Here is a 25,250-nt window from a genome sequence, read left to right on the forward strand (position 1 = left end):
TCTACTTAATAAAAATAAAATTAAAATTTTTGATTCAAAGCTCCTAAAATATAGCCAGAACTTACACAACGAAGATTTGTCATTGTGACCGAAATGGATTTCAGGGAAGCAACCCAGAGTTTTATGAGCGCCGAGTCCTAACAGACATGCTCCGCGAATGCTATCCCTCTTAATGACGTAATTATGTAGATTTTGCGTAAGTCCTAATAGCTTTCAAATGTCTTGAATTGTATTAAAAAGTACCTTTATTAAGGTTGATGAACTATATTTTTTACCTCTAAACTAGCATCAACTATCTCTAATCTTAATTAATAAGTTGATTGGATACATATCGGTAACTTTGAAATATTTGTACAATATAAGTTACTCAAGAGTTATACTTATAACATATTACACACTAATTTAGTTTGAAAAGTGTAAGTCAAGGTAAAATATCGTCTGTTTCCTGTTTGCGAGGTGCAGGTGGTAACTTGTTGGGCTGGAAACAACATCCTAAAATACACTTACAATTTGTTGAATCGTGTTGACATCTTCGGGGACACCAATCATTTAAACGGATTAAAGCATTACCAATATCTGAAAGGCTGTGGTGTTTGATCAATTCATTAACAGATAAATCTTCTCCATCCAGTAGTTTTGTTGTTATATCATCAGCTAAATTCATTCCCAATATTTCATTTAGATTTTTACAAAAAGCATCTCGATCATTTAATGAATTATCTTCGTCAAACATATGAAACGATTCCTTCTTTTATAGAATGCAGATTGAGTACTTGATGCATAATCTTCCAAGCACAGTTTATGCTTGTCTCAAAAAACTATATCTTCACTGCCAAATCTACTGGATATTGACGACCATAGTTTAGAAACTTGTCCATCATAAATAACTGGCAAGTCAAAGCTTTTGAAGTTATTGTTTGTATCTATTTTCTAATCTTAGAGATAGAGAATATATCTCAGATGAGGCTGACCCACTAATAAAATTTTGTATAATTTATTTGTGAGTATCATTCATCTGGTGTATACAACTCTATATACTGTACAAAATTAAAAGTCAAGTTAAATAAGTTACATTTTGTTCCTGTGACTCCATAGTGATATTAAGACATTTAAGCTAATACTGAGTATTAAAAAATATCAATTTTTATTTGTACAATATATTAATTTTTTAGGAGTATTACTTTTTATTTTCAAGCTATTATTTATAATTTCAAGCTTTTCATATATTTTTCCTAAAAAATTTTTAAATTATCTCTATTGGGAGATATTTTGCTTTGTCGTGTTGTTAACATGTTATTTACCAATCTATCATTCTGCAACAATAGTTCAATTAATAGTATTAAGTGCTTGATATTAGCAGTTTGCAGGTAATAATTTTTAACCTTGACCATCTCTTCGTTCCTTCAACTTCAAAAGAATTTCTTCATGCTTAGAACGAGTAATGGGATAAAAATAAGCCAGCACCAAACCAACAATTAAAATTAAAGTAGGTATAGGTCCAATAATTAAACGTATCGCCCATAACACTGAATTAGGTTGATTTGGTGGTGCTTCAGATGCAACCGCAGGTATAAGTCCAGCCCAGTCTAAAATCCTCCCAACTAAGAACAACGCTGCAGCTAAACCCAACTTTTGAAATTGCACCACAAACCCATAAAATATCCCTTCCCGACGCTGTCCCGTATTCAGTTCGTCTAAATCCACCACATCCGGAAGCATCGACCAAGGTACAATATAAGCCGTAGAGAGACCAACACCTGCTAATACAGCTAATACATACATCAAACTAACTTGTCCCGGTTGGATAAAAAACAGTCCAGCTTGGGCGCAAATGGTTAAAGGTATTCCCATACAGTAGATAGCTTTTTTACCCACACGTTGAGCGATCGCACCCCAGAAAAACATCGCCAATAAACTTGATACCTGTACAGTAAGAGCCATTTGGCTGAAGTGAGACTTGGATAAACCCATCCAATCAATCACAAAGTAAGGTAATATTGCAGCGGTTACCTGTACCCCCAACCAAGAACATAGATAAATTCCAATTACGTAAAGAAACGGTTTATTACTTAAGGCAATTTTGATTTGTTTTAATACTGGTATTTTCTCCGGTTCCTCAACTTGACGGCGTTGTCCTTGCATTATTTTGTAACGCTCATAAGTTCCAAAAACCGATAGATATACTGATAAAGTAGCTAGAAATCCACAACAAGCACCAAGAATAAGATAGCTTGCAGGAGCTTCTACCCGAGCAAATATTACTTGAGCCAAAGCCAGAACAAATATACTACCCCCAATCCAAAAGGTAGATTTGACCGTAACTAGACTCGTGCGTTCGTCATAACTTCGAGTAATTTCTGCAGCTAAACTTGAAAACGGGACTAGAACAGAACTAATGGAAGCATAAAATAGAATTGCAACCACGGTGTAATAAGAAAATAGTAACCACTGATTACTAATTGGTGGAACAACCCACTGTAAAAAGAAAAATAACCCCAATGGGATAGCACCAACAAGCATCCAGGGGTAACGTCTACCAAGTCGCGAACGAGTGCGATCGCTCAACCAACCAATTAAAGGATCGTTGACTGCATCCCAAGCTTTAGCAACGAGAAGTACACCACCAGCTAAACTAGAATTAAGTCCTGCGACATTAGTCAGAAAAAACAGGACATAAAATACCAAAATATTATTCGGAATTGCTCCTCCCAACTCTCCAACACCATAAGCAAGCTTAGTTTTCAAGTTTAGTTCTAGTTTTTCTGGGAGAGAGTCTTTCATCAGGGAGGTTTGTAATAGAATTTACATCAATCTTACACGTTAGATCGAACGTAAATTGTAGTAAAGCAAATGGATAACTCAAAACCTAAATTATTGGTTTTTATTCGATCTGCATGCGAGTTTCCCTATTTTAGCGTTAGCTTGTGCAAGTCTTATAATTCAATGTAAATCTTGGCTTAGCGTAACAAAAAGTAAGACTGTTGGTCTTTAAAGAGCAAGTAGTTTTTGAGTTTGAGTTTGAATTTGAATTTGAGTTTGAATTTGTAACAGTTTGTAGTTTTATGAAGTAGGGAGATACAAAAATATTATATGTATAATCCTAAGTCCCATATTTAACCGCGATTATCCTTTCTAATTTCTGATAGACGTAGCACGCTACGTCTCTACAATTCATTACTGTGCGCTGTCGCGCCCCGCTGCGCTAACATTACTTATTACTCATTACTTATTACTTATTACTTATTACTTATTACCTGTTACTCATTACTCAAATAGTCGTTCCCCTCATTACCGTTTCTCCACTGGGTAAAGTAAATCCTTCCTTCGGTTCGATGGTAACAAAAACTTCAGTCGTACTTCCCCATTGTTTCAATGGTATTTGCTGTAATACTTTCCCTTCCGAATCAGGAGTAAATTTAGCGCATTTTATTTTTTTCCCGTCAACAAAAGCCCACAAGCGATAAACTTTTTCTGCTGGTAATGCAGACAAGTTTTGTAAACTCAGTACCGCACTTTGGGAATTGGGAGCAATAATTAAACTACCCGAATAATCACTACTAGGAGTTGTCCCCTTTAAACTTAGTAGGCGATTATCAGGCTCTTTGAGTAGGGTTAAAGTTTCTTCGTAACGAGATAAATTTTGTCGGGTAGCTGCTAATTCCTGTTTTAATTGTGATAATTCCAGCCTTTGTTGAGATTGGGATAAATGGGACTTAGTAATTAATAATTCTCGATGTAAGCGGTAGTTGCTAAATCCCAACACAGCAATTAACCCTGCTGCTGCACTTCCCACAAGTCCCAACCAAACTTGCTTTTTTCTCCAACGACGTAACGATGGGGAAAATCTTTGAATTTCCTGCTCTGGGTAACCTGTTTCCTGTACTATATTGTCCATAACCTGTTCTTCGTAAGCTACTGTTTCTTCCTTATTTCCTTGGAAAGGTCTTCCTTCTCTTTGAAACTCATTCTCAGCAGCTTGAAGTATTCGAGAACGTAAACTGTCAGAAGGTTTAGAAGATGAATTCTTGGGAAGTGATAAAGAAAACAAACCTAAAGTCGTTTGTAATTTATTCATGTGGGTTGTTAACTCAGGATAATTTGCTAAATACTCCTTGACCTTAGTCACTTCATATGGAGTCAAGTTACCCAAAACATAACCTGCAAGTAATGTTTCCCAATCTTGAGGTAGTTCAACACGTTCCATAATTAATCTACTAAATCCTTTAATAATTTTCTCAACTTCAATAAACCTTGGCGCGACCGAGTTTTTACGGTTCCCAGGGGTATATTTAATTTTTTAGTAATTTCTGATTGACTAAGTCCATCGTAGTAAGCCATCTTCAGAACTTCTTGCTGATTTACTGGTAGTTCTTGGAGTGCTTCCCGTACGATTTCGGCAATTTCCCCCAGAGATACCTTATCCATCAAATTATTTTGGGTACTATCGGGGGTGCTACGCTGACATCTTTGCAAAAGTCGCTCTTGCGATCGCTTTTGATGTAAGCGGTTGATTGCTCTGGACCGAGTCATAGTTAATAAAAATACAATTATCGAGCCTCTATTAGAATCATATTTATCATCACGCAGAAATGCCAAAAATATTTCTTGTGTGAGGTCTTCAGCTTCTGTAGATTCTCCCAAGATTCTTAGGGCTAAACGATACACTGCTTCACCATAGCGATCGTATAAAACACCTAATGCGGACAAATCCCCTGACTGCATTGATTGAAGCAATTCGGCTTCCGACTGATTGGATAAACTCATTTCAAAAAAAACACTACTGATGCTGAAAATTGGGTTTAGGATACTAGAGTTGTATCAAATAAACCACTGAATGCCAGTAACGAGATAAAAACCACCCGTTAATATCAGTGCGGCGCTTCCCAAACGAATAATCCAATCAGATTTACTCAACAAATTACGACTTTGTTTGACCAAACCGGTAAATAAACTAGCCAGAAAAATAACTGCTGTATAACCGATCGCATAAAAAACCATTGTTACTGTACTAATGACTTGAGAACCACTAGTAGCAGCAGCAGCTAAAACAGCAAAAAGTACGGGACTAGCACAGGGAGAAGTTACCAGAGCAAAGGTTAAACCAGCACCATAGGGACCAGCAACGGGGATATCAATTTGCTTTTGAGGTAAGGGTAACCGAATCAAACCGGCAAAACTCAACCCCATTAACAAAATTACTACGCCGACGACAACATTAACATGTCCGCGAAATTCCACCATTACAGCGGAGGCAAAAGATGCAAATAAGCCAAATAAGCTAAATACAGTAATTGCTCCTAAAACAAATAGACCTGCTTTAATCAAAGCATCGCGTCGAGAGTCAATTTTTAAGGTGCCAATGTAGCTAAGATTAACAGGAAGTAGAGACAAAATACAAGGGGAAATGCTAGCAGTTAAACCACCAACAAAAGCTAAAGGAAGCAATATAAATGGGCTACTAGTATTTTGAGCTTCAAACCATTGAGAGAAAGGAGTTTGGATCTGAGAAACCAGATCCTCAAGTCTGAAATACAAATCCTGGAACTGTTGTCCAAATAGAATTATGATGATGGTCCCTACAAATAAAAAGCAGGGTAGAAATAATTTTCCTGACTTTAATTTGGAGAAACTAAAACTCGATAATTTTGAGTTAGAGGAAGATGATTCATTTTGTTCTCTACTGTTAGACGCTAAATTATTAGACGCTACAAATTTGTCGTCATGAGAACGTTCACGATGATTCATGGTTGGTTACAGTGATCGGGGATTGGGGATTAGGGATTAGGGAATAGGAAATAGGGATTGGCGATTTGGGATTGGCGATTTGGGATTGGGAAGAAACAATTACCAATTACCAATTACCAATTACCCATCACCAGCATTACCAAATACTCCTTATTTCAGTTGTGCGATAAACGCCTAAGAGGCTTTCTGCGCAGCGATCGCAGAGTCTAAAACTTCTGCATAATCAGCCTTATTGGGATTTTTCTGAAATAACTTCAATACTTCACCCGTATCAGGATTGAGAATTCCAACTGTGGCTGTTTTCGCTTTGTTCGCTTCAAAAAAACTTTCTAAACCTAATTTTTGAGCTTTAGCTTCTGCAGTTTCAGTAGTTCCCTTATCCGTTACATCCAAAACCACAAAATTAACTGAATCACCATACTGCTGTTTGAGTGCGTCTAACGCAGGTTTAATTTTGCGACATCCCGAACACCATGTGGCATAAATATCAACAAGTACAGGCTTACCTTGTAATTCTTGCGCTAATGGCTTGACATCTGCAACCTGAATAGATTCAGGTTTCACATTCTCGACTGCGTTTGTTTGACTATTTGCTTCACTCTCTGAAGCAACATTATTTTGATTCCCACAGGCTACCGTAGTAATAGCAATTCCCAAAGCACCGACTAAACCCAGCAGCTTCAACATTTTCGCGGTTAAGTTGTGTTGTTGCTTCACAGTCATGATGTCAATTGATAATAGGCTTTACCTGTTATACAAATCTCAAGCCAAATTGGATTTACTCCGGACAAAAAAATTAAATAGTATTTAATTGAATAATTTGTGATTTTTCTGTAAGGACAAAATATTTTAAAGGTAAAAATGCTTTTGAAAGTTTTTCGGCGAAAATGCAGCAATTAATAGCATATTTCGGTAAATATAAAGCAAGTATTTAAAATACCACAGAACCTTTGAGTATCCATAGAGAAAAAGTATACTTTTGACATCCTTGTGTCACTTTTGTTTGTCAGAATAAAAAAGTGTAATTATTTGATAACTTGTGCGACCGCTGACAAAAACATCAAGAAAGAAGGTCAAACAGGTGTAAATGATTCATTGCCGAGGTAGATGTAAATATTATGACTACACCAAAAAAGCTATCTTCTCAAAAAAATGATCGGGATACTCAGCCAGATATTCCCACATCTCGTCAATCTATACGCAATCCAGAAAGTTGGGAAAAACCGGATTTTGAAGAAATCGATCTATGTATGGAAGTGACAGCTTATGTCGCTCGCTGGCAATAATTAAGAATTTAGATAGATTATCGAATAAGGGTTCCAATAGCAAGAAAGTTTTTTCTAAATCCGATCAGGACTAGATTTAAAACTTAAATATGCTTAAATAGCCTGGAACCCATTCCAAATGGCTATAAAAATAATTATTGATGAGGGGGTGGGAGTGTGTTGGCTCCTTTAAAGTGGTTTATTGGAATAATAGCTATCGCTTTGTTTGCTGTTGGTTGCGAAAATGTACCCAATACTTCCACTGCTGCTGAAAATGAAAATTCATCAGTAAATTCTGAATCGAGTACCAATGTTGCAAGTACCAATACTGCTACTCAAAACTTCCAAAAAACAACCTTAATTAAAGGTTTAGAACACCCTTGGAGTATGGCATGGTTACCAGATGGAGCTATGCTAATTACAGAAAGACCAGGGCGACTTCGTATTGTACGCGATGGAAAACTCGATCCAAACCCAGTTGGTGGTCTTCCCGAAGTATTTGCGGTGAATCAGGGCGGATTGATGGAAATTTCGCTACATCCAGACTTCGCCAAAAATCGTTATGTTTACCTCACGTACTCTCACGGAAGTAATAACGCCAATCGAACCCGACTTGCAAGAGCAACATTTGATGGTAAAACATTAGGTGACGTACGAGTAATCTTTGAAGTCTCCCAACCGAAGTCAGGCGGACAGCACTTTGGATCGCGTATTATTTGGTTACCTGATCGCACCATGTTGCTAGCAATTGGTGATGGGGGTAACCCACCAGTTAGACTAGAAGGCGATTTCATTCGCAAACAAGCTCAAAATCGAAACAGTCATCTTGGTAAAGTTTTACGCCTTAACGATGATGGTTCCATTCCCAAAGATAATCCTTTTGCAAAAACTGCAAATGCTTCTCCTGCAATATGGAGTTACGGACATCGTAATATCCAGGGACTTGCTTACGATCCAGTTAACAACAGAGTTTGGTCAACAGAACATGGTGCAAGAGGTGGTGACGAACTAAATTTAGTAGAAGCAGGGAAAAATTATGGATGGCCAGTAGTTACCCACAGTAAGGAATATACTGGAGGAGAGATTTCTCAGGAACGGTCTCGTCCTGGGATGGAAGATCCAAAAATAGTTTGGACACCTGCAACCGCACCTTCAGGACTAGCTTTTTATAATGGCGTTCGCTCCGCGGATGCTCAACGAGCTAATCGCTTCAAAGAATGGGAAGGCGACTTATTTGCAGGAGGATTAGTATCTCGCGATGTTCGTCACATTGATTTAGATGAGAAAGGTAATGTTGTCAGCCAAAAATCTATTGATATTGGTCAGCGCGTGCGCGATGTTCGTCAAGGTCCCGACGGCTTTTTATATATATTGACAGATCAGACTGATGGAGAATTAATTCGCCTTGAAAATAAATAAGAAGTAAGGAGTAAGAAGTAAAAGTAAGGAGTAAGAAACAAGAAGTAAGAAATAATAAATAATTACCAATTACTAATCACCCATTACCCATTACCCATTACCCATTACCAATCCTATGCTAGTCAAAATTTTGGGTGCAGGAGCAGGAGGAGGATTTCCTCAATGGAATTGTAATTGTCCTGGTTGTCAGAAAGCACGTAGGAGTGAAGCAAAAAGTTTAACGCAATCTTCGATCGCAGTTAGGTCTGATAATGGTCCCTGGTTTTTAATCAATGCTTCCCCTGATATACGTCAGCAATTGGAAATGTTACGAACAGAAGCAACTGAACTTTCATTAAACGAAAGTAAGCGTTCCAATCCTGTTGCTGGAATCATACTTACCGATGGTGAGATTGACCATACTACCGGATTAATTCTATTGCGGGAGTCCGCCCAACCTTTAAAAGTCTACAGTACAGATTCTGTTAAACGCGCACTAACAACTGGTTACCCACTTTTTTCTACTTTACAAAACTACTGCGGTGTAGAATGGTTTCCCCTCAAACCAGGAGAAAGTCTCACACCAATCAACTCCGATTCTCCCGATCTAGATGTTGAGGTGTTCCCCTTATCTACTAAACCTCCCAAATATATGCAAAAAACTAAGGGGGGTGAAGAGAACCAAGAAAGTAAAAAAACTAAAGAAGGTCAAAAAAATAATGAACCTAAAATATGGGGTATTGGTTTAACATTTCGTGACCGTAAAACTGGCGGTGTACTGACCTATACTCCAGGACTTGGAAAATGGAATGATTCTTTACAAGAACGCTTTGCAAACAGTGATTGTATTTTAGTCGATGGTACTTTTTGGCAAAATGAAGAACTTCCATCATTGGGAATAGGTTCTCGTACCGCTCTTGATATGGGACATTTACCACTCTCTGGTGATGATGGTTGCATTACGAAACTTGCTAAATTAAAATCTGACGAATCTAAAATATCGCAATCTTCAAAGCCACGGAAAATATTAGTTCATATAAATAATACCAACCCGATTTTGATTCCCAATTCATCCGAACGTCAGATAGTAGAAGATGCAGGTATTGAAATTGGTTATGACGGACTGACTTTAGAAATATAAATCTAGAAAAAATTTTCCCTGTTCCCTGTTCCCCGTTCCCTTATAAAAATTTATGTCACTACAAACACCACTATCATCTATTTCAGATTCAAATACTTCAGATTCAAATATTTCAGAAAAAATTCTCCAACAACCTTGGACGAAAGAAGAATTTGAAGCCAATTTACGCGCTCAACATCGCCGTTATCACCATCTCCATCCTTTTCATCAACGTATGAATGCAGGACAACTAAATCCAGAAGAAGTTCGACGCTGGGTACTTAATCGTTTTTATTATCAGCAAAGTATACCTTTAAAAGATGCAGCAATTTTATCAAACTGTCCCGAGCGGGATATACGTCGGGAATGGATTAGCCGTATTATCGATCATGATGGACGTACCGGTTCGGAAGGTGGAATCGAAGCTTGGCTGAAACTTGGAGAAGCTGTCGGACTTGAGAGGGAAAAAATGCTGAAAGGACAAGCAGTATTACCAGGTGTTCGTTATGCGGTTGATGCTTACGTTAACTTTTGCAGAACAAAACCTTGGATCGAAGCTGTAGCATCTTCCTTGACAGAATTATTTGGTCCTGATGCTATTCGCGATCGCCTGATTGCTTTAGAAAAACACTATCCTTGGATTGACAAAGCTGGGTTTGATTATTTTCGAGTGCGATTAAAGCAAGCACCACAAGATGCAAGCTATGCATTAAATTTAGTTTTACAACGCTGTCAGACAGTTGAGATGCAGCAACGAGCAGTGGAAGCTTTAGCTTTTAAATGCGATCTCTTATGGAGTCAATTGGAAGCAATTGAACGAGGTGAAACGCGTCCAATTATTAATGACTAGGAAAATCTGATTACTAAAAATCTGATTACTAAAAATCTAATTACTAAAAATCTAAAATTAAGTCCAATGTTAGATCGACATCAGAATCAGATTTTACGTTTATTTTTCGCTTTTGTAGCGGGATTTATTTCGGTGATTCTGTTTCATCAGGGAATGTTAGCTCTTTTAAATTTGATTAACTTTATTGAAGCTACCCCTTACCGAACAAACCCAACTCAACCTTTTGGGATCCCTGTAATCTTATCAATATCATTTTGGGGTGGTGTTTGGGGTGTTATATTAGCCGCTCTGACTTTTCCTTTACGCAACAAATTATCTTATTGGTTAACTGCATTATTATTTGGAGCAGTTGCTCCGACTGCTGTATTCTTATTTATTGTTTCACCCCTCAAAGGTATGCCGTTTGCTGGAGGTTGGGAAATCAAAAGAATTGCAACAGGATTAATGCTCAATGGTGCTTGGGGTTTAGGAACAGCTTTATTACTTCAAGTTGCACTCGATAGAGTCAATACGCAACAGTCACAATAAAACCCGAACATTCGAATATCTAGTGGTGGTATCGATATCACAATTACCAATTACTCATTACCAATTACCAATTACCAACCCCACAGATAAAATAAACGAATTTTTAAAATGTTTAATTTTCAAAATGTTTAATTTCCAAAATATTTAATTTTCAAAATGTTCATAAAAATCTATTCAGACACTTGTCCTTATTTAGCTCCAGGAGTGCGTTTATTTTGGGATGAAGTGAGACAACAATCATTCCTGTTATTTCCTGAAGGTACTCTGGTACTAAATAAAACAGCACTAGCAATCTTGGAGCTTTGCAATTGCGAACGCCACACCGTAAGTGAAAACTACACCGTAAGTGAGATTATTGCAGCATTAACCATGAAATATCCATCATCTAATCTTGATGCAGATGTAAATCTTTTCTTATCCCAACTTGCTGCAAGAGGATTAATTAGGTTTGAGAGCAATAAATCAAAAGCCAAATAATCTATAGAAATAAATAGCAGCCTTTAATCATTTAAAACTTCCCACACTTCCCACACCTCCCACACTTCCCACACCTCCCACACTTCCCACACTTCCCAACTTCCCACACTTCCCACACCTCCCACACACCTCCTCATCGTCATGAATAGACCATTCAGCTTGGTTGCGGAACTAACCTACCGTTGTCCTTTAGCTTGTCCCTACTGTTCCAATCCCATAGATTGGGGTAGTAGTAAATATCGTCAAGAACTAGATACAAATCAATGGTTGCAGGTTATTGAGCAAGCAAGAAGTTTAGGGGTACTACAACTCGGACTTTCAGGTGGAGAACCATTACTGCGTCAAGACTTAGAAATCTTGGTTGAAAAAGCCGCAAGTTTGGGACTATATACCACCCTGGTAACTGCTGCAACCCTACTGACGCGATCGCGAGCTACAAAACTCCGCGAACTAGGTTTAGATCACATCCAAATCAGCATTCAAGATAGCCACGCTCCTGAATCAGATCGAATCGCAGGTATTACCTCTTTCGAACAAAAAATTATTGCTGCACGCCTAGTTAAGGAATTAGGATTTCCCCTAACCCTTAATTTTGTCCTTCACAGTCAAAATTTAGACAGAATAGAAGAAATTCTCACATTAGCCGAAACATTACAAGCAGATCGTGTAGAGCTAGCAAATACTCAATACTATGGTTGGGCTTTTAAAAATCGTGCAGCTTTATTACCCAGTCGCGAACAACTTCAAAAAGCTCAACAAGCAGTGACTGCAGCTCGAAAGCGCAATAAAATCCCTATGGGTATCATTTATGTGATTCCCGATTACTATGCAGAATATCCCAAACCCTGTATGGGAGGTTGGGGAGAACGCACTATTGTAGTAACACCCAATGGAGATGGATTACCCTGTCAAGCCGCAAGTATTATCCCAAGTTTAGAATTCGCCAATATCCGCGAACATTCTTTGGAATGGATTTGGTACGAATCTCCAGCTTTCAACCGTTTTCGTGGTGATGACTGGATACCTGAACCTTGTCAAAGTTGCGAACTTACAAATGAAAAAGGTGTCCTAAGGCGAGAACTTGATCGAGGTGGTTGTCGCTGTCAGGCTTTTGCGATCGCACAAGATGAAAATGCAACCGATCCAGTTTGTCACCTCTCACCCCATCACGATCGCATTGTCGCTGTTCGTAACCGTACACAGTTAGAACAAAATTCTTCTCTAATATATCGTCGAAAATAAATCATGATAAAGTTATTTTTGCTACTTTATCTTCAACTAATACTTAATATTTAATCCCCAATCCCCAGTCCCCAGTCGCTAATCCCCAACCTCGAAAATTGAAGATTTGCAAACATTACTCACAAAATTTAGACTTTTTCTCAGATAAGTTGGAAAATTTAAATGTGAAGCATCCCAAAATTAGACCGTGATTCATTTTAATACCTACATAATTCTTAATAAAGACCCTGATAGATCTCAAAAAGTTTTAATCTAAAAGCTACTGGGTTATTTTTTTGCAGTCTGGAAGGCAACACTCGGAAAGCGGTAGCGCAGTCCTTGTATCCAGCCCAAAAAAAATCCAGGCTTAACACAGGAAAAATATGATGGGAGTTTTACAAATCCGATGAGTGTTAAGGCAAGTGGTGGAAGCTCAGTTGCGCGTCCGCAACTATATCAAACTGTAGCTTTGGCAACAATTACCCAAGCAGAACAGCAAGACCGTTTTCTCGAAAGAGCGGAATTAAGTGAGTTAAGCACTTATTTTGCTTCTGGTGCAAAACGGCTGGAAATTGCCAAAGTTTTGACAGATAATTCTGAGATAATTGTCTCTCGGGCTGCCAATCGAATTTTTGTTGGTGGTTCGCCAATGGCTTTTTTGGAAAAGCCTAGGGAACCAGAGCCGGAAATGGCAATGGCTGCCACTGGTTCTGGAATGGATGTCAAAAGAGAAATGGAATTAGGAACCGTTACCTACGTGGAAACGCGAGGTGGGTTTTTAGAAAATTTACGCTCAATTTTTAATACTCCTAGTGGCCCAACACCAGCAGGTTTTAGACCCATTAACGTTACTCGTTATGGTCCTAGCAACATGGCTAAAAGTTTGCGGGACTTGTCGTGGTTTTTACGTTATGGTACTTACGCAATAGTTGCTGGCGACCCCAATATTTTGGTTGTAAATACCAGGGGTTTGCGAGAGATTATTGAGAACGCCTGTTCTACAGATGCAACTTTAGTAGCATTACAGGAAATAAAAGCCGCTTCTTTATCTTATTTCCGTCAAGACCCAGAAGCGACGGAAATTATATCCCAATATATGGATGTTTTGATTGGAGAATTCAAAGCACCCACCCCTTCAAATAAAGTGCGCCAGCGTGATAGCGTTGACCAACAAGGCTTAGAACTACCTCAAATTTACTTTAACGCAGCAGAACGCCGGCCCAAATTTGTCATGAAGCCCGGTTTATCTGTGAGTGAGAAAATTGATGTAGTCAAAGCTGCATATCGACAGATTTTCGAACGAGATATCACCCGTGCTTACGGTCAGTCGATTTCTTATTTAGAATCCCAAGTCAAAAATGGCGACATCTCAATGAAAGAGTTTGTCCGTCGTCTTGGTAAATCTCCTTTATACCGCAAGCAATTTTACGAACCTTTCATTAATAGTAGAGCTCTAGAACTGGCTTTCCGCCATATCCTTGGTCGCGGTCCTAGTTCTCGTGAAGAAGTACAAAAATACTTTGACATTATTTCTAAGGGTGGTTTGCCAGCATTAATTGATGCTTTGGTAGATTCTCAAGAATATTCCGATTATTTTGGTGAAGAAACAGTACCCTATCTTCGCGGTTTGGGTCAAGAAGCCCAAGAATGTCGCAATTGGGGACCGCAACAAGATCTGTTGAATTACAGCGCACCATTCCGGAAAATTCCCCAGTTTATCACCACATTCGCGGCTTATAACCAACCATTACCAGACCAACATCCTTATGGTTCTGGAAACGATCCATTAGAAATCCAGTTTGGAGCTATTTTCTCCAAAGAAACTCGCAATCCCAGCACTAGTCCGGCTTTCTTTGGTAAGGATACTAAGCGCCTCTTAATTCACCAAGGACCACCAACTAATAATCAAAATAGTAACCCCGGAGCTAGAGGTGAGTTCCCAGGTTCTTTAGGTGCAAAGAAAATATTCCGCTTAGACCAACTTCCCGGTACAGGTAGTAAAGCCAGAAGTGTTCAGTACAGCGAGATTTCTACCCAGGCTGTAATTAGAGGTGCTTATCTACAAGTATTTGGACGTGATGTTTATGACGGTCAACGACAAAAAGTCGCAGAAATAAAACTGGAAAACGGTGATATTTCTGTACGGGAATTCATCCGTATTTTGGCAAAATCTGATGTTTTCCGCAAGATGTACTGGACATCGCTGTATGTAATGAAAGCGATCGAGTATATTCATCGTCGTTTGTTAGGTCGTCCCACCTATGGGCGTCAAGAAACTAACAAATACTTTGATATAGCAGCAAAGAAAGGTTTCTATGCTGTAGTTGACGCAATTCTTGACAGCACGGAATACAGCGAAGCATTTGGTGAAGATACGGTTCCTTATGAACGGTATTTAACACCTGGGGGTTTAGCACTACGGAAAATGCGTCCCGGTAGCATGCGTCCTGACATTGGTCCCAAAGTTGTGAAAGAAGTTACACCTCGCTTTGTGGAATTGGGTGCAGTTGCTGATAAACGGGGCGAACCAGATATCCAATTCCGGATTAACCAGGGTGTATCCAAACAACGGGAACAAACAAAAATCTTTAAGTTAGTTGCGGGTCTGAACGATAAGGTCGCAGTTAAAAATGCGATTCGTGCTGCATACCGTCAGATTTTTGAACGCGATGTTGAACCTTACATCACTTCTTCGGCGGAATTCAAGAATCTAGAAAGTAAGTTGGGTAACGGTGAAATTACAGTCAAGGAATTCATAGAAGGTTTGGGTTGTTCTAGCCTTTACTTAAAAGAATTTTACACCCCATATCCCAACACCAAGGTGATTGAATTGGGAACCAAGCACTTCCTCGGACGTGCACCCTTAAACCAAGAAGAAATTCGTAAATACAATCAAATTTTAGCTACTCAGGGTATTCGTGCCTTTATTAGAGCTATGCTTAATACTATGGAGTATGCTGAAGTATTTAACGAAGATACGGTTCCTTATCGTCGTTTTCCGACCCTTCCTGCGGCAAACTTCCCCAATACTCAAAGGTTGTATAACCAACTCACCAAACAGAACGATGATGTGGTTGTACCGAGTTTTGAGCCAGTTAAAACCAAGATGGATGTAGCACAAATGCCAATGATGGGATTAGCGATTGCAAATATGAATACCCAACAAGAAGGTAATTATATTGGTCGCGTAAACCAAGCAGAATAAGATTTTAAGCAGAGTAAGATTTTAAACTTTATTGTTCTTGCTTAAACGCTTTTGTTTTTGGCTTAGTGAACATTTTTAACACCATTTTGGCTGGTAATGGGTAACAAGTAAGGGTAATAAGCGTATCAGCGAACTGTTTTACTCAAGCGATGTCAATAGTTATATCGATTGAGATAAACATCTGTTATAAAATATGCTTTAACTAATTGCTAATTACCCATTACCAATGTGTACAAATATGACATGATATAAAATTATGTCATTGCTTCAGTATTTACGTGGAGATACCTGCCAAAAGTATTTTTTTGAAAAAATCTTTCTTTTTTCAAAAGGCTTTGTTTGAGAACTGGAGAAATTTTTGGAAATAAAAACAGCAATCATAAGGTTTAATTTTGAACAATAAAACCACTAATGAGTTCGCTAAATTCAGAACATTCAAATTTCAATTTAAGTTGGAATTGCAATTTGAATTTAATCTGTCAGCGATCGATATGAGTAAATTCATGGAATCGCAACAAGAGTTTACAAAGTTCTCAAACTGCAAGTATCATAGTAATTCTGAAAGAAAATGTTACAAACTGTTAAAAACAGTCATATTTACTCATCACAATGCCCGAAAATATTTCCGAGGAAGACAAGTTAAAAAAGCTTAGTGCTTCTTTAGCCCTCCCCGTGAAAAGGTGCAATTAATACTTGTCCAGGGTAAAGCTTTTAGCCCCCTGTGAAGTAAATGTTCTACCCAATGTCGGGCTGTGGGAGTGTTACTGAGTGAATCTCAATTACAAACAGATATTGTCTGGGATTGATGAGAAGCTCAGTTGGTCTATAAATTCACACCAGTTTAAGTAAACCTGGTTTTATCTAGTATTGGAGGAATCCAAATCATGAGTATCGTCTCAAAATCTATTGTGAATGCGGATGCTGAAGCCCGTTATCTCAGCCCCGGCGAACTAGATCGGATCAAAAGCTTTGTTACCAGCGGTCAGCGCCGCCTCCAAATTGCTCAGATGTTGACTGACAACCGGGAACGGATTGTTAAGCAAGCTGGCGACCAGCTCTTCCAAAAGCGTCCTGACGTTGTTTCTCCTGGTGGTAATGCTTACGGTCAAGAAATGACTGCAACATGCTTGCGGGACATGGATTACTACCTTCGCTTAGTTACCTACGGTATCGTTGCAGGTGACACTACTCCCATCGAAGAAATTGGAATTGTGGGCGTACGTGAGATGTATAAGTCTCTTGGAACTCCTATTGATGCAGTTTCTGAAAGTGTACGTGCGATGAAAGGTGTCGCAACCGGTATGATGTCTCCAGAAGATGCTGCTGAAGCTGGCTCTTACTTCGACTATGTAGCTGGTGCTCTCCAGTAAACAGAAACATCCCTAAATTATCCACAAAAAGCAGTATTACAAAACGCTTGTAAATAAGGAATCGACAAGATGCAAGACGCAATTACCTCTGTCATTAATTCTTCAGACGTTCAAGGTAAATACCTTGATTCTTCTGCGATGGATAAGCTCAAAGGTTATTTCGCTACTGGTGAGTTGCGCGTACGTGCTGCAACCACTATCAGCGCTAACGCAGCAGCTATCGTTAAAGAAGCAGTAGCGAAGTCCTTGTTGTACTCTGATGTTACTCGTCCCGGCGGTAACATGTACACCACTCGCCGCTATGCAGCTTGTATCCGTGACTTAGATTATTACCTCCGCTATTCCACCTATGCAATGTTGGCTGGTGATCCCTCCATTCTCGACGAACGCGTACTTAACGGTTTAAAAGAAACCTATAACTCTTTGGGTGTACCTGTTGGTTCTACCGTTCAAGCAATCCAAGCAATGAAAGAAGTTACCGCTAGCTTGGTTGGTCCTGACGCGGGTAAAGAAATGGGCGTTTACTTCGACTATATTTGCTCTGGCTTAAGCTAAGAGCTGTAGCACTTAATAAGGTGCTGTTGTAATCTTGTTAAGGTCTGGAAATCAGCCGTGAGTGTTAAAGTCTGATATTGCTTATCTTCTTCAGATGATGATTGATGAGTGTTGGTGCTTTAGTATTGACGTTTGATTTCCAGCCTTTGAATAATTAGATAAAGAAAAACTCTGTTATTTTTGAAATAAGCAATTTTCCACTTATTATTTGGGGACTTTACACCATGCGAATGTTTAAAATTACAGCTTGCGTTCCTAGCAAAACCAGAACTCGTACCCAACGCGAATTACAAAATACATTTTTTACTAAGTTAGTTCCTTATGAAAATTGGTTCAGCGAACAGCAACGAATTCAAAAAATGGGTGGGAAAATTGTTAAAGTACAATTAGCTACAGGTAAGCAAGGAACCAATACTGGTTTACTCTAATTTATTTTTTGAAAATTAAATATGCAAGTTAAATATTTTTTTTAAGGGAGTTGCAAAGGGGTCAGTGGAGACCTCTTTTTTGTCCTAAGAGAGTTATGTCAGATTTTTACTCAAAATACAACAAATGGTTATAAGAAGATTGCTTGTTTTTATCTCCCAAATGATATCTATATTTTTACAGAAAGAACTGCTCAACCTAAAATTTCAAGTCTCTACAAAATCCTAGTATTGCAAGTCTATATCGTTAGAAAATTGAATTATTAAAATACTCAGATCCAGGTCCTCAGATTTTAGGTAATTAGATTCTAGCTCCTCAACTTTTGACGTCAACTTTTGAACGCTGAGATTCTAAAATAACTTCTCTAGCCATGTCATCTAGCTATTAACTTGTAGCTATTAACTCAGGGAGTAACAATGAGTTATGAAACCCTAATTTCCTTATATAATGTTAGTCCACCAATAACTAAAATTAATATAAGTGGGACCGTAACAAATTTCTGCTCTATTTCTAATAATTCAGCGATCGTATCATCAAGTAAGGCTGTAAGTAAAGCTGTAACACATACTATTAATGTTGCAGGTACAGCATCTTTCATTGACCACCGCAAATTATAGAATCCAGTAAAAACATTCATTAAAATTGCGGTGAATAAACCGATAACCATTACCCAAAATTTAGGCATAGACTAATAGATTGTTCCTCAAATCATATACAAGCAATAGTAAGTAAGGGCTAATTGGCATAACATATTCTCAGAAAAATATTACTAAACTCAGAATTTTGAGCTTTGGAAATGTCGTAATACCCCAGGGACAGAGAGTAGCATAAGATATTCAATTCTAATAAATATGAGGATAATATTACCTTCGAAAAGATTTTAAAAGTTTGATATTTTTTAACATCGTCAGCTTTATTTCCAATTGTTTTATTGTATCGATTTTGAAAAAGATACATGACTGCATTCAACTTTCTTGTTTCTCAACCTCCAGACTTACTTTCGTTAGTTATCGAGTCTGAAAGATTACGTTTAGTTCCAATTTCAGAAAAATTCGCTCGAGATATATTTCATGAGTTTAATAATGAAATAACGCGTTATATGATTCCTCAACCTGCACAAAACATTGAAGAAACGCGTCAATTCATCAACCAAAGTAGAGCCAGCATGAAAGCTGGTTATAATTTTCAGTCTGCGATCCTTTCCAAAGAAACAAACGAGTATTTAGGAAACTGCGGTCTCCACGGTCATAAAAACATCAAAACGCCAGAATTAGGAATTTGGCTGAAAAAAAGCGCTCACGGAAATGGTTATGGAAAAGAAGCTATTGGTGCGGTGGTTAATTGGGCGCAAAAAAATATAGAGATTGAGTACTTTATTTATCCTGTCGATCGCAGAAATATTCCCAGTTGCAAGATACCTGAGTCATTAGGAAGTAAGATATTCTCTGAGTTACCGGAAACTTCTGTATCTGGTGATGTCTTAGATTGGGTCATCTACAAAATATTTCCTGTATGATTTGGTGCAATCTTTGTTTGCATCTCATTACCAATTACCAATTACCTAATCAACAACTCAACCCAAGGAAGTATTGCTTCTAAGGAATAATCCACCATATTTTAGATCGGTGTTAAAGTTTTTAAAAACGTCAATAACTTTGAAAAGATTTGTGTCTAATACTGGACATACAGATTAATAATGGATTCATCAAATTTTATTCGTACTTTTCTATATTCATTACGTCGAATTAGTTTTTTATTTTTAAGCATATTTACAGCACTGATATTGATTGCCTGGAATAACTCAATCCTATTGTCTGCATCATCAAATCCAATAAATAACTTTCATTGGAGAAGTGTAAATATTCAGGGAATGGGCTATGTCACAGGTTTAGTGGTTTCTCCATCAGCGCCCTATGATGTTTATATTCGTACAGATGTTGGTGGAGCCTATCGCTTTGACAGAGACAAAAACCGGTGGTTACCACTAATGGATATGTTCGATAGCAGCTTTTCTGGAGGTGGAGTTGGAGTTGAAAGCGTAGCAATAGATCCCCAAAAGAATGGAAGAGTTTATGCTGCAATCAATCGCCGTAACAGAACCTTTGACGATAATGGGAAATTAAAGTACAAATATTCTGGCGAAGTTATGGTCTCCGATAATCGAGGCAAAACTTGGCGTTCCAGTAATTTAGGCAGTAAAAATATTTTTGTTGGTCCCAATGAAGCTTATCGTTCCGATACGGGCGAGCGCTTAGCTGCAGATCCAAACCAGGAAGGTTTAGTTTATTTTGCATCTCGTCGAGATGGACTGTGGCGATGGGATGGTAAAAGTGATTGGCAGCAAGTATCTGGAGGTTTACCGGATCCTAGTAGTCTACCAAAGTACAAGAAATCTGATGGAAAAATAAATAAGAAAATTCCTGGTTTCACATTTGTCGCCTTCGATCAAAGTACTAGGAGTCGCAATCAACCCACTCAAACTATTTATGTTGGCGTTCATGGTAGTGGGATGTGGCAAAGTAGAGATGCAGGAAAATCTTGGAATAATATCGTCGGGGAAAAAAATCCTTTACGAGGTGTGGTGGCATCTGATGGTACTTTGTATGTTAGTTTTGGTTCTCGGGGCAAAAAAGGGAAAAAATCACCTAGAAGTTTGAAAAAATATCAACAAGGAAAATGGACTGATATTAGCCCAGATGGCAACGATAAAGTTTACTCATCGGTAACAGTCCAAGAAAATCAACCCAATGTAGTAATGGCTGTTTCGGGTAAGTATGTTTATCGTTCCCAGGACGGCGGTAAAAATTGGCGTAAGCAAACCATGGAAATGAGTGCCAAAAATAAATCTCTCACCCAAGATGTTAATACCTCTGCTCCTGCTTACTACCATGAGGATGCTTCTAGTGGAGCAGCCGCTATTTTTATCGATCCTGGTAATCCCAAACAAGTTTGGTGGACTAATGGTTGGGGAGTTGCACGAACCGATGATGTTACAACTTCTACTCCTGACTACAAATGGTTAATGGAAAATTTAGAAGAATTGGACGCAAATATGGTGAGAGTTCCACCCAAACCTAAGGATGAGGGAGGAGCAGATTTATTGAGTGCAGTACATGACACCATAGGTTTCCGTCATGTCGAACGTTATCAAGTACCAAATAACAAAATCAATCCTATTAATCTTCCCATTAACCCAGATTTTAAATGGGCTAATCCTAAATGGCAGCATTATCCCACTCCTTTTCCCCACGTCGCCGGTGCAACGGGTATGGATTATGCTTACAAGAAACCCGATTATGCAGCTTTTGTCGGTTTTCATCAATGGCAGGGGAATTGGCCAGTTCATGGTATCACTAATGATAACGGTAAAACATGGACAGCTTTTCCTTCCATACCTGAAGAAAATGTATGGAAATCCGATGGCTCGGAGCAATACAAAGCATTTGCGATCGGCGGTCAAATTGCCATGTCTCCAACCAACCCCCAAAATATGGTTTGGGCTCCAACTTGGGGAACTTGGCCTCACTATACTAAAGATGGTGGTAGAACCTGGAAACTAGCTTTCAATTTGGACCATCCACCAAGACCAGATGACTATGATCCGAAAAATAACGATCGCGCCCATTACGAAGCCTTGCCTAAAGCTTGGTCAAATACAATTTCGCCCTGGTTAAGCTCGTATATCTTAGCTGCCGATCGCCAGGACCCAAAAGGAGAAACCTTTTATTACTTTAGTGGTTCTACTTTTTTCTACAGTAACGACGGTGGTTTCAACTGGCGTAAAGGCGCTGATAGTGGTTTTCCTAATTGGCTCATTCGTCCAACCATAGTATCTAACCCCACTCAACAGGGCGATGTGTGGATGAGCTTTGCTCGCAATCCAGAAGATGTTAATGGGAATAAGCTTTATCATTCATCGGATGGGGGGAGAACTTTTAATACTGTCTCTTCTGTTGACACCTGCGAATTTATTACCTTTGGTAAAGGTAAATCTGATCAACAGCCTTACATGTATATATTCGGACGAGTAAATGGAGCGACAAAAGATGCGATATATAAGTCGGAAAATATGGGTAAAAATTGGATAAAAATTAGTGATCCCGAACGCTTACAATTTCCTGGTCTGACTTGGTTAGAAGGTGATATGCGAACCCCAAACCTAGTTTATGCAGCTTTAACCGGTCGTGGAATCATGGTGGGTGAGACCCTTAGCTGTCAACCGCAAGAATTATCCTTGTATTTACACAGGTAATATGCTGCCGATCTGTAATTGCTAGATGCTCACACCTATATGTGAAGGTTGAGAACGCTGTAATAAATATTTGGCTAGTAAATGCTAGGACTGCATCATATGTAAATATACACAACGTATCAACTGATAACTGAATAACTGATAACTAATTAGGTTGCGTGCATCTACGAACTACAGAACAAATAATTAAAAAAGGCAGAAGGCAGGAGGCAGAAGGCAGAAGTTCAATTAGATGGGGATTTAAACCCCAACTAATTGTGGACACCGTAAGACGGTGGGGTTTTAAACCCCAGTGGCGGTTAGCGCAGCGTTACGTTAGTAATAGGCAAGAAGTTTTAGTTTTTATACCAGGTTTTTCCTTCTGCCCTCTGCCCTTGCACGCAGCAAGCTGAACGTACTTCTGCCTTCCGCCGAAGGCGGATAAATCATGATAAACAACCAAAAATGTAAAGTTTTTGTGATGTGTTTACCATTTTATTCAGAATTCTCACAAACAGGTTATGTCAAATAATTATTAATTTGATTATCAAATTATTTTTAACTATTTTATACCCAAACATCAAATTCATTTTGTTGTCTTTTAAAAATTAAGACTGATTTGTCAAGCTTCTGGCAGAACTAATTATGTCTTGCTCTAACGAAAGGGTATTAATTGCAACCATTCATAATGTTCAGTTCTGCGTAATTTTTAAAATAACTATTTTTTTTCTATTTTGTTCCAATTACTGTTGTGATAATATTCTGAATGAAAAAATTTATAATCCTGCTTGTTAAAGTGTAATTTTATTCGGAACAAAGATTTTACTTGTCTGTGTAGATCGCTTTTAGAGTTCTGTATGATTGTCTAAACTTGGCCAAACTATTTACTGTTTTGCGTGTAATTTACAACAGTGAGCAATAAAAAAAGATGACTGCTATTGTAAATCTGAAAGTCAACAGGAAAATATTACTAGAGATAAATCATGTTAATCTGTCGACAGCCATAAGCGTATCGTATTCCAAACCTAAATATTTCAATCAAATCAAGTATTTACAATCTTGAGAAAAGTGTTTAACTCAGTTTATAAAGCTTCTAAACAATGTGGTGCAGCATTTTACAGTCCAACTTTATGTAGTTACAAGATACATTTAACTTAAAAATTTTTAGTATCATATCATCTATAGATATTTATGAGTTAGCTGCCTTTGGCCAAAGAGTAAATGACTATAAACTCATCCCTCATGAAAATTTATGTGTTATTCAATATCCTATAAGCAAATACACCACGATACCTCAAAAACAACTTAAAACTAACCATATTTATTTATTTATACGCCAGAAAATATGCAGCGATCCTGGAAAAAATTTAAACATTATAATCTAATACAATTTTCAAGCAGTCGATATTTGGGAATCCAATCATTCCTAAGTAAATCGATTTAAAATTTTTTATTTTTTTGAGATTACAAATTCACTACTTGAGGTAAGATAAGTCCACGCTTTACCTTAAACGGAGAAGAACTTTTAGTTGTCTGCTACCAACATATTTACGAGTGTGGTTTTGCTTAAAACAGAAGTACATTTTTAATTTGTTTTTTTAACTCAATTTATGTTTTTTACTACAAAGCCACTTCACATCTCGTCTTTTGACTGTTAGCAGGAGAAATCATACGCTTGCTCAGAACATATGTAATCTTAAAACTTTTCTGGATACTAACAACGGAGGAAACACTGACCTATTTTCAACCTAAACGCGCAAGTTTCCTCGCTGGTAGTACAACTCAGTTAAAAAGTACTAAAATCATGGCAATGCAAAGCTTTCGAACCAAAGTTTTGAGAATCATTGCACGATGATGTAATTCACCGATATCGATCAACTCAATTTTGCTTCCAGCAGAGGTAAGGAATGCCTATCAGTAACAAGCAGCAGTTAAAAACAATGGTCCGCCAACTACCCAAGCTAATTAATGGGAGACACTCGGATGCGCTTGTCCAAAGACTTGAAGCATTGAGTGAAGCAAGCGGTAGTGAGTTCGTATCAAGATTGATTCGAAAAGACGTCATTCCCCACAGAGACACCATTGACGATCGCATTCCCTGGCTTTACAAAGTATTGCTGGAAAAAAGTGGAAGCAGCGAGATTTGCAATTACTTAGCAGGAGAACTAGCGGAAGTTGCAGAAAGGATTGAGGATCTAGAAGCCGATATCGTACACATTAAGGCAAAAAAGACCATTCCCAAAATAATTGTTATCAGTAGTGTTGTGGTGGCTTTCCTCAGTCTAGCTGGTGCAACTGCCTTTGGAATCTACAAAACAAGAGAAAATGCTATGTCCGGACAGCGAGTTGAAGAAGCTCGCTCTCAAGTTGTTGAGGTTAAAAAGCAAAAAACAAGCATGGACAAGCAAATTGCAGATCTTAAAAAACAAGTAGAACAAAAGAAAGAAGAAATTACATCAACTCAGAATGTAGCTCTGGAAAATCAGAAACTCAAAAAAGAAAATAGCGTTCTTAAAAACAAAATAGAAAAAGAAATTAACAATTTGACTGAAAATGAAGTTGCCTTAAAATCTGCAAATCAATTTGCAACTGAAAATAGACGACTCAAAAATCAACTTGCGCTCCTCAGACGCAGAAACGAATCCCTTAATAATAATCTAGAAAAAGAAAAAGAAGCAGCAAAATCAGCGGAAATGGTAATCGCTGAGAATGAAAAACTTAAAAAAGTGAATAGTCGTCTCAAAGGTAGGAACGAAGAACTCAAAGAACGTTTGTCCCGCTGTAAAAATCCAGGATTTTTATCACTTGTGGGTAATTCCAAGTGTTAATTTGTTTATCAAACTTCTGTGTAATATCAAA

At 38.2% G+C, this 25,250-nt stretch carries 20 protein-coding genes and 1 pseudogene; 14 read left to right on the forward strand and 7 right to left on the reverse strand.

Annotated features, from left to right (window positions below):
* Positions 1-421: 421 nt before the first annotated feature.
* From BC008_RS25520 to BC008_RS25545, 6 genes are all read right to left on the reverse strand, one after another.
* A complete protein-coding gene (locus tag BC008_RS25520; RefSeq protein WP_058184008.1) occupies positions 422-733 on the reverse strand; it encodes a hypothetical protein in 312 nt (103 codons plus the stop codon).
* 644 nt (positions 734-1,377) lie between these two features.
* Positions 1,378-2,781, reverse strand: a complete 1,404-nt coding sequence (locus BC008_RS25525; RefSeq protein WP_027846306.1) for an MFS transporter — start codon at positions 2,779-2,781, stop codon at positions 1,378-1,380.
* Positions 2,782-3,268: 487 nt separating this feature from the next.
* On the reverse strand, positions 3,269-4,204 hold the full coding sequence (locus BC008_RS25530; protein ID WP_027846433.1) for an anti-sigma factor: 936 nt from the start codon (positions 4,202-4,204) through the stop codon (positions 3,269-3,271).
* A gap of 2 nt (positions 4,205-4,206) precedes the next feature.
* Positions 4,207-4,764 (reverse strand): sigma-70 family RNA polymerase sigma factor, encoded by a 558-nt coding sequence (locus BC008_RS25535; RefSeq protein WP_027846434.1) that lies wholly within the window; start codon positions 4,762-4,764, stop codon positions 4,207-4,209.
* Positions 4,765-4,818: 54 nt separating this feature from the next.
* Positions 4,819-5,745: a cytochrome c biogenesis protein CcdA gene (locus BC008_RS25540; RefSeq protein WP_082650632.1), complete on the reverse strand. Its 927-nt coding sequence runs from the start codon at positions 5,743-5,745 to the stop codon at positions 4,819-4,821.
* Between the two features lie 174 nt (positions 5,746-5,919).
* On the reverse strand, positions 5,920-6,468 hold the full coding sequence (locus BC008_RS25545) for a thioredoxin domain-containing protein (protein WP_058184009.1): 549 nt from the start codon (positions 6,466-6,468) through the stop codon (positions 5,920-5,922).
* Positions 6,469-6,863: 395 nt separating this feature from the next.
* Between BC008_RS25545 and pqqA the strand changes: the two genes are divergently transcribed.
* From pqqA to BC008_RS25595, 11 genes and pseudogenes are all read left to right on the forward strand, one after another.
* A complete protein-coding gene (gene pqqA / locus BC008_RS45810; protein WP_063800816.1) occupies positions 6,864-7,031 on the forward strand; it encodes a pyrroloquinoline quinone precursor peptide PqqA in 168 nt (55 codons plus the stop codon).
* Positions 7,032-7,187: 156 nt separating this feature from the next.
* Entirely contained in the window at positions 7,188-8,429 is a 1,242-nt protein-coding gene (locus BC008_RS25550) for a PQQ-dependent sugar dehydrogenase (RefSeq protein WP_027846436.1), read from the forward strand.
* A gap of 115 nt (positions 8,430-8,544) precedes the next feature.
* Positions 8,545-9,549, forward strand: coding sequence for a pyrroloquinoline quinone biosynthesis protein PqqB (gene pqqB, locus BC008_RS25555; protein WP_027846894.1), 1,005 nt, complete (start codon positions 8,545-8,547; stop codon positions 9,547-9,549).
* A gap of 52 nt (positions 9,550-9,601) precedes the next feature.
* Positions 9,602-10,378 (forward strand): pyrroloquinoline-quinone synthase PqqC, encoded by a 777-nt coding sequence (gene pqqC / locus BC008_RS25560; RefSeq protein ID WP_058184010.1) that lies wholly within the window; start codon positions 9,602-9,604, stop codon positions 10,376-10,378.
* 66 nt (positions 10,379-10,444) lie between these two features.
* The gene (locus BC008_RS25565) at positions 10,445-10,906 is read left to right on the forward strand and encodes a hypothetical protein (protein WP_058184011.1); all 462 of its coding nucleotides are present in this window, start codon (positions 10,445-10,447) and stop codon (positions 10,904-10,906) included.
* Positions 10,907-11,062: 156 nt separating this feature from the next.
* Complete coding sequence (pqqD, locus tag BC008_RS25570) at positions 11,063-11,383, forward strand: pyrroloquinoline quinone biosynthesis peptide chaperone PqqD (protein WP_058184012.1); 321 nt, start codon at positions 11,063-11,065, stop codon at positions 11,381-11,383.
* A 141-nt stretch (positions 11,384-11,524) separates the two neighbouring features.
* Positions 11,525-12,625, forward strand: a complete 1,101-nt coding sequence (pqqE, locus tag BC008_RS25575) for a pyrroloquinoline quinone biosynthesis protein PqqE (RefSeq protein ID WP_058184013.1) — start codon at positions 11,525-11,527, stop codon at positions 12,623-12,625.
* Positions 12,626-13,010: 385 nt separating this feature from the next.
* Positions 13,011-15,767 (forward strand): annotated as a pseudogene (locus BC008_RS25580) (phycobilisome rod-core linker polypeptide); the annotation flags it as partial.
* Positions 15,768-16,693: 926 nt separating this feature from the next.
* On the forward strand, positions 16,694-17,179 hold the full coding sequence (apcA, locus tag BC008_RS25585) for an allophycocyanin subunit alpha (RefSeq protein ID WP_027845263.1): 486 nt from the start codon (positions 16,694-16,696) through the stop codon (positions 17,177-17,179).
* Between the two features lie 69 nt (positions 17,180-17,248).
* Complete coding sequence (gene apcB, locus BC008_RS25590; RefSeq protein WP_027845264.1) at positions 17,249-17,734, forward strand: allophycocyanin subunit beta; 486 nt, start codon at positions 17,249-17,251, stop codon at positions 17,732-17,734.
* Between the two features lie 224 nt (positions 17,735-17,958).
* Entirely contained in the window at positions 17,959-18,162 is a 204-nt protein-coding gene (locus BC008_RS25595) for a phycobilisome linker polypeptide (protein WP_027845265.1), read from the forward strand.
* A gap of 419 nt (positions 18,163-18,581) precedes the next feature.
* Here BC008_RS25595 and BC008_RS25600 read toward each other — a convergent pair whose 3' ends face one another.
* Entirely contained in the window at positions 18,582-18,845 is a 264-nt protein-coding gene (locus BC008_RS25600) for a hypothetical protein (RefSeq protein WP_027845266.1), read from the reverse strand.
* A 270-nt stretch (positions 18,846-19,115) separates the two neighbouring features.
* Here BC008_RS25600 and BC008_RS25605 point away from each other — a divergent pair, with 270 nt between their 5' ends.
* The 3 genes from BC008_RS25605 to BC008_RS25620 all read left to right on the forward strand — a co-directional run bounded on the left by BC008_RS25605 (position 19,116) and on the right by BC008_RS25620 (position 25,219).
* Entirely contained in the window at positions 19,116-19,676 is a 561-nt protein-coding gene (locus BC008_RS25605) for a GNAT family N-acetyltransferase (protein ID WP_058184014.1), read from the forward strand.
* A gap of 180 nt (positions 19,677-19,856) precedes the next feature.
* On the forward strand, positions 19,857-22,412 hold the full coding sequence (locus BC008_RS25610) for a sialidase family protein (RefSeq protein WP_058184015.1): 2,556 nt from the start codon (positions 19,857-19,859) through the stop codon (positions 22,410-22,412).
* A 1,886-nt stretch (positions 22,413-24,298) separates the two neighbouring features.
* Complete coding sequence (locus BC008_RS25620) at positions 24,299-25,219, forward strand: hypothetical protein (protein WP_027844484.1); 921 nt, start codon at positions 24,299-24,301, stop codon at positions 25,217-25,219.
* Positions 25,220-25,250 lie beyond the last annotated feature (31 nt).

Source organism: Mastigocoleus testarum BC008 (assembly GCF_001456025.1).
In the GTDB taxonomy this organism is placed as follows: Bacteria; Cyanobacteriota; Cyanobacteriia; order Cyanobacteriales; family Nostocaceae; genus Mastigocoleus; species Mastigocoleus testarum.